Raw genomic sequence first — 12,780 nt, forward strand, 5'->3', positions numbered from 1 at the left:
AATGTAACGATCCACCGCAAAATCAAAAGTATCAGGGGGTCCTTTTTTGAAAAACGCGAATATTGGACCGGGAAGTCAGTAGAAGCCGCTATTTTTATGCAAATTGAAATCGTTTAGGACAGTATTGATATTTCTTTAATATTATCTAACTGTTTTTCAAAAGGATTGATGATGTTTTTAATAATTCCAATTCTAGTATCATTTCTTAAATAATGTGTCATAAATTAGATTTGGAATGTTAATTTATTGAATTCGGGCTATTTCTTTTTCATGTTTGCCAACGGCAATATAAGCGTAGTGCGGGATTTTCGAAGCCGTTATTTTCAATTTTCCATAAAGTTTGTTGCTTGCAGGATGTTCGTATTTAGACGTAAAACCCCGTTATCGCTTATATAATGTTGGCATCTGGTCTTCTTTATTTTTAATCCACATAGAAATATCCAATTTTTTCTGCGACTACTCCTTTATTAAAATACACCTGTCTGAGTCTATAATGTGTGTCTGAAGGACTCACGCTATATTGAAATCCAATGAAGTTCGCCTTGTCCTTAAATCTTGTGTTTTGATACGGATTCCATTCAGTCAGCGGCTCACCAAGCACGTCAAGAACTTCTTGTTCCGTCATCCCTATTTTTATTTCATTAAAACGTTTGTCGGAATATCCGTCTGCATATTTGGTGTCCGTAGAATAAATAAAATCCCAAATTTCCCCTGAAATCCCATCAATTCTTAAACGGTCAGCTGTCGCACCCCAAAATAGCCCCCCGATTAGGAATAAAAGTACCATGGCTATTATTTGATAGTGTCTTCTCTTCATTTTTTACTTGATGCCAACGACAATATAAGCGTAGTGCGGGTTTTCGAAGCACTTACTTTCAATAAACCGTAAAGTTTGTTGCTTGAAAGATATTCATTTTTAGACGTAAAGCCCGCATTACGTTTATAAAATGTGTGTGCCCTGCATGGGCAGAACAGTACTGCAAAGTACAAAAGTTCTTTAATTATCCAGAGGGTGAAAGTCCCTGATCCCACAGTTGGTTAGTGGGATTAGCAAGCTGCAAGCTCGTTTGTTGCGAAACAAGGAGTGAAGGAAGCAGGACTGCAAAATTCGGTATCCCGATGGATCGGGAAAACCGCATATTAGGCTATTGATAGTGGGTAAGTGAGCACATCTTCACAATGCCTGTGACCAACAAACTATCGGTAGTAGATGCGGCAGGAATCGAAGGAAGGATAATGTCCTTACAGTTCGACAGGCTCACTGCAACGCCAGGGGAGGTCTCTGCGATCACGAGTTGATGTAGCAGAGAAGTCAGCAGAGGTCATAGTACCGCAAGGATACGAGCTGTCACCGCAAGGGTAAAGGCGGAGGACTCACGACAAGCGGGAAGGACCGAACCCCGCATCAAGTGCGGGGCAGGCCTTTGCGTTGTTCCAAATTAAGCAAGGAGGCATTACCAGCCTTGCCCTAAGCGGAACAGAGTAAGATTAATAAAACAGAATGATAACACAGGTACTAACACGTCAGAACCTTTTGCGCGCCAAGCGTCATGTTCAGCAGAACCGCGGTTCTGCTGGCATAGATGGTATGGCCGTAAGCGAATTGGACACCCTGCTGCAATATGGCAACAGGGATCTAATCAAAAAGGTAGAAGACGGGACGTATCGCGTGCAACCCATTCTGGGGGTGGAACTTAGCGAAGCGCTCTCATGAGCACCTTCAAAAAATAAACAGATAGCGAATAAATCCCCAAGGCCAATGGTAAGAAACGGTTGCTGGGTATTCCCACTGTAACCGATCGCTTACTACAACAAGCTGTTTTACAGGTAATACAAGTGCGGTTTGAAGTAGAGTTTTTACCCAATAGTTACGGGTTTAGACCAAACAAGAACCTGCACCAAGCTGTACAAAAAGCACAGGAATACATCCATGAGGGATGCCGACACATTGTCGACATCGACCTCAAATCATTCTTTGATGAAGTAGACCACTGCTATTTGTTAGAGCTGCTTTACCGTAAAATTAAATGCCGCCAAACGCTATGGCTTATCCGCAAATGGCTACGCGCGTCCATACTTTTAAAGGGCACGCTGGTAAAACGCAGAACGGCGAAGCCCTCACGAATTCCCTATAAAAACAAACTCGACATGAGTAAAAGGCATACCGCAGGGCAGCCCGCTAAGTCCACTTTTGAGCAACATTATGTTGCACGAATTAGACAGAGAGTTAGAGCGAAAAGGGCAGCGATTTATCCGTTACGCAGATGATTTTAGCATTTATGCCGAAACCAAAACTGCGGCACAACAGATCGGTAACGACATATATTTGTTCTTAAAGAACAAGTTGAAGCTTCCGATAAACCGTGAGAAAAGCGGACTTCGTACACCCACAAACTTTATGCTCTTGGGATTTAGCTTTGTGCCTACCTACGGTAAGGGCGACCGCGGCAAATACCAATTAGTAGTATCAAGAAAAGGTTGGCAAAGCTTTAAAGCTAAGCTGAAAATCCTAACGCGCAAGACCAATCCCATGAGCTTTGATGAGCGTATAAAACGTCTCAACGAAGTAATACGGGGATGGGTAAACCACTACCGCATGGCTAATATTTATCAAAAGCTACGCAAAGTAGAGGGATGGTTGCGCAACCGTCTGCGCTACTGCATATGGCATCACTGGAAAAGACCCGAACGTAAACGGAAAAACCTAATACGTTTAGGTATTAAACCCGGTCAGGCTTATGCATGGAGTCGCACGCGAACTTAGCGCAAGCGATCTCACGAATACCTTCAAAATCTAATTGTTTGATGAGTAATGGGTGGATGGGCAGTAGCCCAACTAAGCGCAGCGGCCTCACGAATTCCTACTTTTTATTAAAGTGATATGAGTAAAGTCCTATCTTGGGCACTACAATTACATTGGAAAGGCTACGTAGTAGAGGATACTTATCGGCTTCGGAACTCCACCATAAAATCGCTCCACAACGCAACGAACCGCTGTATACGTGAACCGTACGTACAGTGGTGTGAGAGGCGCACCCCGTCAGCTATTGCTGGCGGGGCCGTCTACTCGATTATGGGCTTTTTTTAGTTTTTTCTGAATCATTGAGTTTGTGAGATGTTGAGTCCCATCGGCTAATACCAAAATTATTTAAATAATCTTCTAGATTTAACAAACCATTCCATAGTCTTAAAGAATCTATGTTATTCGTATCAGCTATTGGCCACACAAATGATATTTCAGTTTTTTCTCCTGTTAAAGAATCAATATCATATTCTGTTCTGACTTGAGTGCCGAATATCTGGGGTTCATTCCTGTGCATCAAATATCTGTCTTGATACATAGCTGCAAGTCCTCTTTTTAATTCATTATTTTTTGCTGCGTCAATAATCATTTGATAGTATTCTTCCTGGACGGTATCAGGGGCATGTTGTAAAACATAAAAGGTTGTTTTGCTAGCAGAATGCCCGACTAGAGATTGACCTGGATAACCGTCTACTTCTTTAATAACTTGAATAATTCTCTGAAGATTCGAGCTATCAATTCTGTTCTGTTTAGTCCAAAGTTCATTCATTTCATCAGAGTTCCAACCGAATTCATTTTGCACGGATTGCATTTCGGCTCTGTATCTTTGGTCAAGCTCAAAAATGCTATCTAATTCGTTCACTAGAGCTAAAGTGTCGATATCTTGAGTTACAGAATTTTTATCTCCTTCTGTTCTTAAATCAATAGCGCAGCCAACGATTAAAGCTAAACAGAGTAGTGCTGGTATTACTCTCATCTGGTGAATGTTTTTTTAATTGCCCATAACGGTTTGCAGCTAAGAAACGTGGGGCATTTCGGAGCACTTTCCTGTCAGCCCGTGACAAAGTTAGCCACGAAGAACGAACCTTGCGGAAACCACTGTCCGCCCCATGTTTTCTTAGATGCTGTTGAGCAGTGTTTTTTCAATTCATTCCTTTCATTTTCTCCTTTATTTCCGCTTGAGTTGTTACCATAAATTCGATTTGAACTTGTTTATCAGTCGCAGTATTAATGGTCGTTTCAAAAATAAATGGCGTTTCATTCTTTGCTGACAGAGCTATAATGGTTAAATCCTTACCTATTGGCACATTCTTAAACGAAGCGGTGTCTTGCATTCCTTGCCAATAATATGCTGTCACGACACTATTAATGTCACTAAAGACTGCGTACATTCTTGCCCCCGATAGTGAATCATTATTGACTAATAATTGAATATCTGTATTCGGACTGGGGTCATTCCAAAATCTATCACAGTTTATCCAACCGAAATTCATTAGTTCGACCGACTCATATGTTTTGGAAGCGGTTTCGTATTCCCTTTTTTGCCTTTCATACTCTTCAATTTCTTCCTTGGTTAGAGGTTCTACTTCTTTATTTTCGATATAACCTAAAATCAAATCAATTTCACTGTAGGTTTCTTTCTTTGTCGTCTTTTTCGGTTTTGGTTCTTCAGGCACTTCAAGGTCTTTGCTGTTAAAATTTTGTTCTGCTTGAATCCAATTGATTTGGCCAAGGCTGTCTCTTTCTCCAAGGAAAAGTCCCATTTCATCTTCGGTCAGCTTTGGAAACTCAACTTCAAGTCCTTTTCCTTGCTTCATTCTAAGCTGATTTCCATCAGAAGTCATATTCAGGTAATAAGCACCGCCTGTTACGAGAATTTGTCCATTTGAAACCGTCTGAGTATTGTTCATAAGCATACTTGAGTTGTCAGTCATTTCCAAAAGTTCAATTTGAATGTCGTCTCCAAGTGGAGAACCGTCAACTGTTTCAAGTTGATTTGGGTCAACATAAATAATCGTTCCTTTTGCACCTGTAACAGTTGATTTTTTGTCCGAAGGTGCGGTTAATTTTTCGGGCTTTTCTGCAATTTCTGAAAGCAAATTATCAACTTGCTTCAATTCGTCAAGAGGATTGATTTGTACTTTTTTATCCTTGTCGTTATTGCACCCAATGAAAATGGTAGCAACTACTATTGAAAGAATGAATGTCTTTTGTTTCATGTGTGTTTTTTTACATTGCTCACAACGGTTAGTATATGAAAAGTAGGCGACTATGAAGCACGAAACTTTCAGTTAAGCACAAAGTTTGATTCGAGCCACAAGCCTTGAATTCACTACTATCTCGCCTATTTTTTATATACATTGTTGTAGAGCGTTTTTCAGCGTATAATTTCGTTTATTTCTTCTCTTTTTTTAGTGTCTAAAAAGTAGGTTTGCAATAGCTTATATAAATTAATTGAACTTATCGAGCCTCCGCTTAAATTAAAGAAGTCAGTCAAGGCAACAACTCCGAGATTTATATCATTAACATCTAATTTTTCTAAATCTTTTGAACCGATTTGTTCCTTTATTTTCTTACATCTTCCTTTCCCGTTTTCATCTTTGTATTGAGAAAACTTATTCAATAAGTCTATTAATTCTTCGTGTCTAATCTGTGGTTGTCTTCTATCCATTTTATTTGTTTTTTTTAGTATAGTTTGTAGGGAATCTTTCCTTTCCGTAAATCCACAGAAATTTGTCGATTTCCTTTAAGTTATGTTTCGTTAATCCGTAAAATTTCGCAAAATCATCTATTATTTTTTTAAATTTCCTAAATACTTTTAAATCCGCTTGCTTAAAGTTTGAGAAATTATCTTTCCGTTTATAAGCCATTAGTACTTTATCAACGAAACTATCGTAAATCGCATAGCTTTCTTGATTATGCCAATTACAATATTTGGTCGAGAACGAATAAAAATTCAGTTCCGTATTATGTTTTTTAGTCCTAATTCCGTGTCCTTTGGCAATTTCATTTACCAATTCGGGATTTCCTTGTTTTAATTTTTGGTCAATATCTAAACTTTGGATATGCTCCGCCATTTTGAAAGTTCCTAAAATATTTGTGCTATACAAATCATTGATAACACTAATCTTTAATAATATATCTTCAAGCTTTTTGTTATTCGGAAAAGCCGTAAATAAATTATTAATTGCTTTATCAGCTGGCAAGTATCTTTTATCGTTATTGAACTTTTCAATGTATATGTCAAGAAGCTCGTTTGTCGGTTTTTCAACTTGGTTCATAGGTTTCTTCAAATGCTCTACAACGGTTAGTATATGAAAAGTAGGCGATTTCGAAGCACTAAACTTTCGGTTAAGCACAAAGTTTAATACGAGCCACAAGCCTTAATTTTACTACTATTTAGCCTATTTTTTATATACATTGTTGTATGCAGTTGCAACTACAACAGGTTAATCAATACAATTCTTGTTATAAAAATCAACTACCTGCCAAACATCTTTTATTTGTTTTTGATTAATTGCTTCTATGATTCTTGGGCAGTTGGAAAAATAATCCAATAACACTTTTCTTTTCAATCTAATCACTCCTTGATCTGCTCTAATGAAAAAAGGGTCTTCTTCTTTTTTTAGTAAAGCCATGGACCTCAATGCCGTATCTCCTTGTTCAATCCATTCTAATTCGTAGTGGTTAAGATTTCCTTTGCTTACAACTTTCAAGAAATACTGTTCGCCATTATTATGGTCAATATTATATTTAGGGTTGACTAAACTAAATCTTTGAGACGTTTGGCTTAGCCAAAAGCTTTCATAGGTAATGTTAGTTACTCTAAAGGAAGCAACATTTTTCCTCTTGTATTTTTTTCCTTTTCCGTCACTGGTTGTTAGCCTTATTTTTTTATAAAATTCTCGAGGTATTCCTTCATCTATGTATTGCACTTTACCATGTAAAGTATCTCCAACATATAGTACTATATAATCAAGTTTTTCGTTTCCTTGGGCAAATACGGATGTTTGTAATGAAAACATTGTTAAAGTAATCAAGATATACAAAGTAGCAGCAGAATTTAATTTTTGAGATTTGTTCATAATTCAATATTATCAGTATAGCTTTTTACTTTCTAATTTTATCATTAAGGTTTTTAACTATTTAGGGAATAACTATTTGTTTTTGTAGTCGTAATTTTTAACATTCTAATAATTACAGATAAAGTACTGTCTTTAATTGCATACAACGGTTTGCAGCTAAAAGAAGTGGCGGTTTTGGAACACTAAACTGTCTATACGCACCAAACTTTATTAGTTGCACAACTGTTTGTATTTGCACTCGCCCCGCCATTTTTTTTAGGTGCTGTTATCGGATGTGCTGTCTTCGGAGCCGTCATTGTTTAATTATTTTTCCACTTTGAGTATTATTATTTTCTAAAATTAAATTGTAAAAATATACTCCGTTCGCAAAGGTTGATATATTTATCGTGTTCGTTTCGTTTGATAGTGTTTTGTCAATGAAAAGTTCACCTAAAGAATTGTAAAGTGTAAATCGTATTGGTTTCGTTGAATTATTCTGAATAGTTAATATGTCAACTGTTGGGTTTGGATAAATACTTGCGAATGACGTCAAATCATTTATTTCCGAAACTCCAACTATACCACCGTTGTTGGTGTAGATAACTGTATTTCCACTAATGGCAATTCCTTTATTGTCATTTAAGAATGATATTGAATGAATAGGGTCGCTTATTGGTGTTGTTTGTTCTGTCCAATTTTGCCCGTTATTTATTGAGTAAAAGATTTTACCATATAAGCTACTGGCGTATAATTTTGATGTATTAAAATCTAAATCTAATACGGGTAAAACTCCAAAACCATCAAGGTCAATTGGGAAATAAAAAGTTCCAGTATTCCAAGTTCTTGTTGGGTTGGATAGGCTTCCCCAACTTCCATAATGATACCCGTTTTGTAAATCTTTAAAATCAAACTGTTCTTGAAGAACAAGGTCACCAGTAGTAATTAAGATGGTGTCAGTGTATAAAAATCCATCAGTTGTTTTATACACTCTGTCTAATTCGTTTGGATTAATAAAGTAGGTATTTGAATTGTCAACAACGGATAAGATGTATGGTTGATTTCCGACTTGATAATTTTGAAAAAGTATTGTCCAACTATTTCCTAAATCAATTGACTTACTTATATACGTAGTGTCGTTACTGGTGTATGAAGTAAACAAATTGTTTTGGAATATTTTTAATTTTGGAAATGTTCCAAATTGTGCCCAAGAAACACCACCGTCAAAAGTCCTCTGATGATTTCCGTAAATATTTACAAAACCCGTGTCGGCATTAAGGAATTTTAAATTACTAGGACTAGTAAAAGGTCCAAAATCATAAATTTGCGACCAAGTTGCCCCCTCGTCAGTGCTTTTATACACTAAACCTAAATCGCCAACAATATAAGCGGCATTTTCGCTAGGAAAATCTACCTCATAAAGCCCCCCAGTAGGAACAAAATCAGATTGGTTCCATTGTCCAAATGTCAATTTATTAGTTGACAGAATGATGAGAATTAAAATTATTTTTTTCATTGTCTTATGATTTTAGTTAGTGAATTAATCCGTTCATTTTTATGTAAAGATATTAATTTGCATTGTCGTCATAGCATATCCGATAACGGTAAATATAAGCGTAGTGGGGCATTTCGAAGAACATACTTTCAATTTACCGTAAAGGTTATTGCTTATAAGATGTTCATTTTTAGAGATTAAGCCCCATTACGTTTATATAATGTTGGCAAACGTATGCTTTATTGCTTGATAACTGTTTTAGCGTCGACTATTTGGCTGTCAACAAAGAGTGCGTAGATATAAGTTCCATTTACGGGTAAATCTTGAGCTTGGAGATTCACATAGGAATTGCCTTGGTTCGTATCCAGATTAATCACCGTTCTTTCAATTCCCTGCATGTCATAAACTCGTAACTCCGCATGGATTACCGTCGAGTTCAAGTAATAAGATATCTGCGTAGTTGTACTGAATGGATTTGGTGAACAAGAAAATAGTTTACATAAATCCATTGAGTTATTGCTTTCGCTTCCATTATTAATACCACTTCCATTCAGGCTTGAATTTGAAGAACTGCTTTGATTCGTTGCCATAAGCTTTGCAATCTGGGCTTCGAGTGCCCTGACGCTCTTTTGCTGCTCTTGGATGCCAGCAACGAGCAATGGAATTATTTGATCATAGTCCATTAATTTACCTTCTTGTGCGTCATCAGTAATTTTTATTTCAGGTAATGATTGTTCTACTTCCTGTGAAATAAATCCGTACTGAGGTAATGTTCGTTGAAGCGAATCACCGCTTTCTGTAATATATCGGTCAATCATATCATATTTGTATGGTTTTAATTCTGATAATTTTCTCATTGGAGAATCAATCGCAGCCTTATTTAGCTTGAAACTGGCATCTGACAATCTATAGTATTGTTCGGCATATAGCTTATTGAAGTTAACCCAAGGTGACCAAGCAGCGATGTGATCAACATTTGTTCCAAGAATTGCCCAACCGGGCTGAACCTTGAACTGAAACTCTACAAATGGGGATGCAGGATAAGTTGTTAAAAGTAAGTTTCCTTTAATATGACATTTATATCCAGGATTGGGCCAGTTCGTACCCATTCCTATCCTTCCATATCGATCAACTTTTAATTGAGCAAAAGTGGATAATGTGAAAATTGCAAATATTGTCGAAAGTAAAATTGATTTTGCGTTCATAATTTCTGATTTTTTTATAATTTTAATAGGAAGTGATTTTAAATGTTCCTGAGTTTTGATATGCATTACCGCCTTGATAATAATCTTCAGTAAATGTTCCTTCAATTTTGTAATTCTTACTAAATAATTTGTGAGACCATTCGCCATTTATATCTACGCCAAACTGAGAAAAAGAGATATTTTCTATTTTACCTTCAATCTTCTTTCCATCTTTTTCTAATTCAGAGCCATTGATTACTATTTTATTTTTAGAAGATTCAGTAATTTCGATTTCTGCAGTTTTAATTATGCCTGATGGATTATTGTATGTAAATGTTCCATAATAATCCCCATTACTTGGTTTTTCTTTATTACAACTCGTCGCAAAAATTATTATAAAGATGCTGGTGATAAATAAAATATTTGTTTTCATGTATTCTGGGATTAATAGCAAGCGTTTACATCAATATATAGTTCGGAACCTAAGGGAACGGTGAAATCTCCATTTATAAAAACGCCTTCGGAAGCTCTTAAATATACATTTTGCCCGACATATAAAGCATTTGCGCACGTTCCATTTCCAATTGTGATGTTTTTTCTTACTTTATTATCGTACAATCCAAAGTTATAATTGCAAAAACTTATATTCGTATTACAATCTTTATTTAGTTCATAAACCTTGACATAATCAACATACATATGATCTGTAAATGTAGGCGCAGTAGGCGGTGGGTATCCAGGCTCTATTGCCAAATTTAGAATAGTCCGGACTGGATCTATAATACCATGATTTGGAAAAACTCTTGCAGGTGAACCATCAATATACCAAATAATTTTACTTGGTGACCATTCAATTCCGTAGGTGTGCCAAGTATTGCCATAACTATAACCTGTAGGAATTAAGTCTTGCCCGAATATATTTCCATCACCATAATAGGTGTGAATATTCGTGCCTACAATATTAGCTGGCTTATGACCAACCATTTCAAATATGTCTATTTCTGCTTCATTTGTGGTTGTAACTCCACGACCACGCCATGTCCAGAATGCCGGCCAAAACCCATCTCTGTAGGGTAGTTTGATTCGTGCTTCAATATATCCAAATTGAGTATTAAAGTTATCCGATGTTTCCACCCATCCAGAATTATATGGATATGATTGACCGGGATTTGCTAATCCGCAAGCCCATGTTGTTTGAATTGGATTCGGTGGGCAAATTACAGGATTGTTATTAACTCTAATAACCAAATTTCCATTAGATGTATATACGTTTGAGCTAAGATAAATTTGCGGTTCAAATGGTGGTTCGGTGCCTATATGGGTGGCATAATTAGCCTTAACCCACTTACTATTATCAAAAAAGTTAAATTGATCTTGCCAAACGAGTTGCCAATGAGGGTCGTTTGAAGGTGTTTGTCCATATGACCACAAACAGACAAGCAAAGGAAAAAATAAAATTGTCTTTTTCATGTTATTGGTTTTTTAAGATTTTTCAATATTCTTTTGTCACTTTAGATTGCCAATCTTACCGCAGCTTTTTTCTTTTTATGTTTGCTAACGGCAAGTATAAGAGTAGTGGGGATTTTGGAACAATTCATTTTCAATATACCGTAATGTTTGTTGATTGAAGAATGCTCATTTTTAGACGTTCAGCCCCATTATCTCTTATACAATGTTATCGGTATATGTTTTAATATTTGATTATTTTCTTTGTCATTAGACTTCCTATTTTTATGTAATATATCCCGCTTGGAAGGACTGAAGTATTAAGATTTATCCGATGTTGATCTTTTATTTCTTTTTGCAATAGTTGCTGTCCAAGATTATTGTAAACTCGCAGATAATCTACTTGAAAATATTCGGGAATTTGAATTGTAATATTATCATTTGTCGGGTTGGGGAAAATAACAATACCTTGCTTACTTTCAATTTCGCTTGTGCTTACCACATCACCGCTATCATTAGTTTTTATTAGCAAAACATTTATGTTCGTATTACCAGTAGTTCCAGTCATAATAAACCCATTGTCTGATGTTTGCCTTATGTCATAACCCGACACGAATGAATTTTCATCAAATTTCCTATACCATTGCTGGCTTCCAACACTATCAGTTTTTATCAAGTATCCATCAGAATTATTATCCATTCCAAAGAGGGCGTAACCATTATCATTGGTTTTGGTAACAGCGTATGACCAACCGCAAGGTCCATCTTGGTATAGCGCATACCAAATCATGTTCCCGTTTAAGTCAATTTCCATTAAAAAGGGTTGCGAACATCCGTTTATGTTTAATTGCGAAAATCCGCTTATTATTATGTTTCCATTGTTTGCGTTTGTTACATCATAAGCTCCTGATGTGCTTATGTCTGTTAAATATTTTGTCCATAATGTATCTCCGTTACTGTCCGTTTTAATCACCAAGGCAACACCCGAAGTAAAGTGACTGTTACCGACAATTACGAATCCGCTGTCTGTTGTTTGCGCGACCGCCTCTCCGCTTTGTTGATATCCAATATCATATGATCGCGTCCATAGTGTATCTCCGAGGACATTCGTTCTAACTAAGTAGAATGAAATAGATGATGCCGATCCATTTATTTCATTGTATCCTCCAAGGATAAATCCATTATCTGTAGTTTCCTTTACGCTTCTTGTCCATTGACGATAATTACCGCCATAGTTTTTTTGCCACAACACATTTCCTAATGTGTCTATTTTTGCCAGATAAGCGTCGTAATACCTGCTGTCTGAGAAACCGAAGTTAACAACACCCGTAACGATCAAATTTCCATCCATCGTTTTTTGAATGTTACTGAATGCTAAGTCATCTTGTTCCTGTACTGAATAATAGTTTGTCCACAATTCATTCCCATATTTATCTGTGCGCTTTAGTATTCCGAATCCACCACTCGCCCCAGCAATAGCGTATCCTTCGTCAGACAATTGTACTACAGAAAACCCACGGTGATTTGTGATCGTGTCGGGATTCCAAAACGTTTTCTGAAATGAAATTTGTCCATAGCATTGAATGCTCAATACTAATGTGAGTAAAAGCAAGATTGGCTTTCTCAGAATATTTTCCATTTGTTTTTGTTTTAGCATTACCGATAACGGCATGTATTAGCGTAGTGCGGGTTTTCGAAGTACTTACTTTCAATATACCGTAATCTTTGTTGCTTGAAAGATATTCATTTTTAGACGTTCAGCCCGCATTACGTGAATATAATGTTGGGGGT

Annotated in this window: 14 protein-coding genes; 3 read left to right on the top strand and 11 right to left on the bottom strand. The window is 36.6% G+C overall.

What is annotated here, in order from left to right:
* Positions 1–421 precede the first annotated feature (421 nt).
* The gene (locus tag G3O08_RS19590; RefSeq protein WP_163287146.1) at positions 422–817 is read right to left on the bottom strand and encodes an outer membrane protein assembly factor BamE; all 396 of its coding nucleotides are present in this window, start codon (positions 815–817) and stop codon (positions 422–424) included.
* Between the two features lie 684 nt (positions 818–1,501).
* Here G3O08_RS19590 and G3O08_RS21360 point away from each other — a divergent pair.
* The 3 genes from G3O08_RS21360 to G3O08_RS21600 are packed head-to-tail and all read left to right on the top strand — an operon-like array spanning position 1,502 to position 2,764.
* Positions 1,502–1,714, top strand: coding sequence for a hypothetical protein (locus G3O08_RS21360; RefSeq protein WP_239541368.1), 213 nt, complete (start codon positions 1,502–1,504; stop codon positions 1,712–1,714).
* Positions 1,715–1,773: 59 nt separating this feature from the next.
* Positions 1,774–2,268, top strand: coding sequence for a reverse transcriptase domain-containing protein (locus tag G3O08_RS21365; RefSeq protein ID WP_262888993.1), 495 nt, complete (start codon positions 1,774–1,776; stop codon positions 2,266–2,268).
* The gene (locus tag G3O08_RS21600; protein ID WP_262888994.1) at positions 2,204–2,764 is read left to right on the top strand and encodes a group II intron maturase-specific domain-containing protein; all 561 of its coding nucleotides are present in this window, start codon (positions 2,204–2,206) and stop codon (positions 2,762–2,764) included. Before G3O08_RS21365 ends, G3O08_RS21600 begins: the two co-directional genes overlap by 65 nt.
* A gap of 307 nt (positions 2,765–3,071) precedes the next feature.
* Here the strand turns inward: G3O08_RS21600 and G3O08_RS19600 are convergent, their stop codons facing one another.
* The 10 genes from G3O08_RS19600 to G3O08_RS19645 all read right to left on the bottom strand — a co-directional run bounded on the left by G3O08_RS19600 (position 3,072) and on the right by G3O08_RS19645 (position 12,628).
* Complete coding sequence (locus tag G3O08_RS19600; protein ID WP_163287147.1) at positions 3,072–3,779, bottom strand: DUF6624 domain-containing protein; 708 nt, start codon at positions 3,777–3,779, stop codon at positions 3,072–3,074.
* A 166-nt stretch (positions 3,780–3,945) separates the two neighbouring features.
* Positions 3,946–4,920, bottom strand: a complete 975-nt coding sequence (locus G3O08_RS19605) for a hypothetical protein (protein ID WP_163287148.1) — start codon at positions 4,918–4,920, stop codon at positions 3,946–3,948.
* A 260-nt stretch (positions 4,921–5,180) separates the two neighbouring features.
* Complete coding sequence (locus G3O08_RS19610; RefSeq protein WP_163287149.1) at positions 5,181–5,474, bottom strand: hypothetical protein; 294 nt, start codon at positions 5,472–5,474, stop codon at positions 5,181–5,183.
* Between the two features lies 1 nt (position 5,475).
* On the bottom strand, positions 5,476–6,084 hold the full coding sequence (locus tag G3O08_RS19615) for a hypothetical protein (RefSeq protein ID WP_163287150.1): 609 nt from the start codon (positions 6,082–6,084) through the stop codon (positions 5,476–5,478).
* A gap of 168 nt (positions 6,085–6,252) precedes the next feature.
* The gene (locus G3O08_RS19620; RefSeq protein WP_147088555.1) at positions 6,253–6,888 is read right to left on the bottom strand and encodes a hypothetical protein; all 636 of its coding nucleotides are present in this window, start codon (positions 6,886–6,888) and stop codon (positions 6,253–6,255) included.
* A 292-nt stretch (positions 6,889–7,180) separates the two neighbouring features.
* The gene (locus G3O08_RS19625; RefSeq protein ID WP_163287151.1) at positions 7,181–8,380 is read right to left on the bottom strand and encodes a T9SS type A sorting domain-containing protein; all 1,200 of its coding nucleotides are present in this window, start codon (positions 8,378–8,380) and stop codon (positions 7,181–7,183) included.
* 218 nt (positions 8,381–8,598) lie between these two features.
* Positions 8,599–9,564 (bottom strand): tail fiber domain-containing protein, encoded by a 966-nt coding sequence (locus tag G3O08_RS19630; protein ID WP_163287152.1) that lies wholly within the window; start codon positions 9,562–9,564, stop codon positions 8,599–8,601.
* Between the two features lie 22 nt (positions 9,565–9,586).
* Entirely contained in the window at positions 9,587–9,976 is a 390-nt protein-coding gene (locus G3O08_RS19635; protein WP_163287153.1) for a hypothetical protein, read from the bottom strand.
* Between the two features lie 11 nt (positions 9,977–9,987).
* A complete protein-coding gene (locus tag G3O08_RS19640; RefSeq protein ID WP_163287154.1) occupies positions 9,988–11,013 on the bottom strand; it encodes a glycoside hydrolase family 16 protein in 1,026 nt (341 codons plus the stop codon).
* A gap of 220 nt (positions 11,014–11,233) precedes the next feature.
* Positions 11,234–12,628 carry a T9SS type A sorting domain-containing protein gene (locus G3O08_RS19645; RefSeq protein ID WP_163287155.1) on the bottom strand — a complete coding sequence of 465 codons (1,395 nt, stop codon included), beginning with the start codon at positions 12,626–12,628 and terminating at the stop codon, positions 11,234–11,236.
* Positions 12,629–12,780: the final 152 nt, after the last annotated feature.

This window comes from Cryomorpha ignava (genome assembly GCF_010686655.1).
In the GTDB taxonomy this organism is placed as follows: Bacteria; Bacteroidota; Bacteroidia; order Flavobacteriales_D; family Cryomorphaceae; genus Cryomorpha; species Cryomorpha ignava.

Bases quoted from the DNA above. Each gene is read 5' to 3' on its own strand.
- G3O08_RS19630 (WP_163287152.1), bottom strand. From the start codon at position 9,564: ATGAACGCAAAATCAATTTTACTTTCGACAATATTTGCAATTTTCACA.
- G3O08_RS19625 (WP_163287151.1), bottom strand. From the start codon at position 8,380: ATGAAAAAAATAATTTTAATTCTCATCATTCTGTCAACTAATAAATTG.
- G3O08_RS19645 (WP_163287155.1), bottom strand. From the start codon at position 12,628: ATGGAAAATATTCTGAGAAAGCCAATCTTGCTTTTACTCACATTAGTA.
- G3O08_RS19615 (WP_163287150.1), bottom strand. From the start codon at position 6,084: ATGAACCAAGTTGAAAAACCGACAAACGAGCTTCTTGACATATACATT.
- G3O08_RS19600 (WP_163287147.1), bottom strand. From the start codon at position 3,779: ATGAGAGTAATACCAGCACTACTCTGTTTAGCTTTAATCGTTGGCTGC.
- G3O08_RS19640 (WP_163287154.1), bottom strand. From the start codon at position 11,013: ATGAAAAAGACAATTTTATTTTTTCCTTTGCTTGTCTGTTTGTGGTCA.
- G3O08_RS19620 (WP_147088555.1), bottom strand. From the start codon at position 6,888: ATGAACAAATCTCAAAAATTAAATTCTGCTGCTACTTTGTATATCTTG.
- G3O08_RS19590 (WP_163287146.1), bottom strand. From the start codon at position 817: ATGAAGAGAAGACACTATCAAATAATAGCCATGGTACTTTTATTCCTA.
- G3O08_RS19635 (WP_163287153.1), bottom strand. From the start codon at position 9,976: ATGAAAACAAATATTTTATTTATCACCAGCATCTTTATAATAATTTTT.
- G3O08_RS21600 (WP_262888994.1), top strand. From the start codon at position 2,204: ATGTTGCACGAATTAGACAGAGAGTTAGAGCGAAAAGGGCAGCGATTT.
- G3O08_RS21360 (WP_239541368.1), top strand. From the start codon at position 1,502: ATGATAACACAGGTACTAACACGTCAGAACCTTTTGCGCGCCAAGCGT.
- G3O08_RS19610 (WP_163287149.1), bottom strand. From the start codon at position 5,474: ATGGATAGAAGACAACCACAGATTAGACACGAAGAATTAATAGACTTA.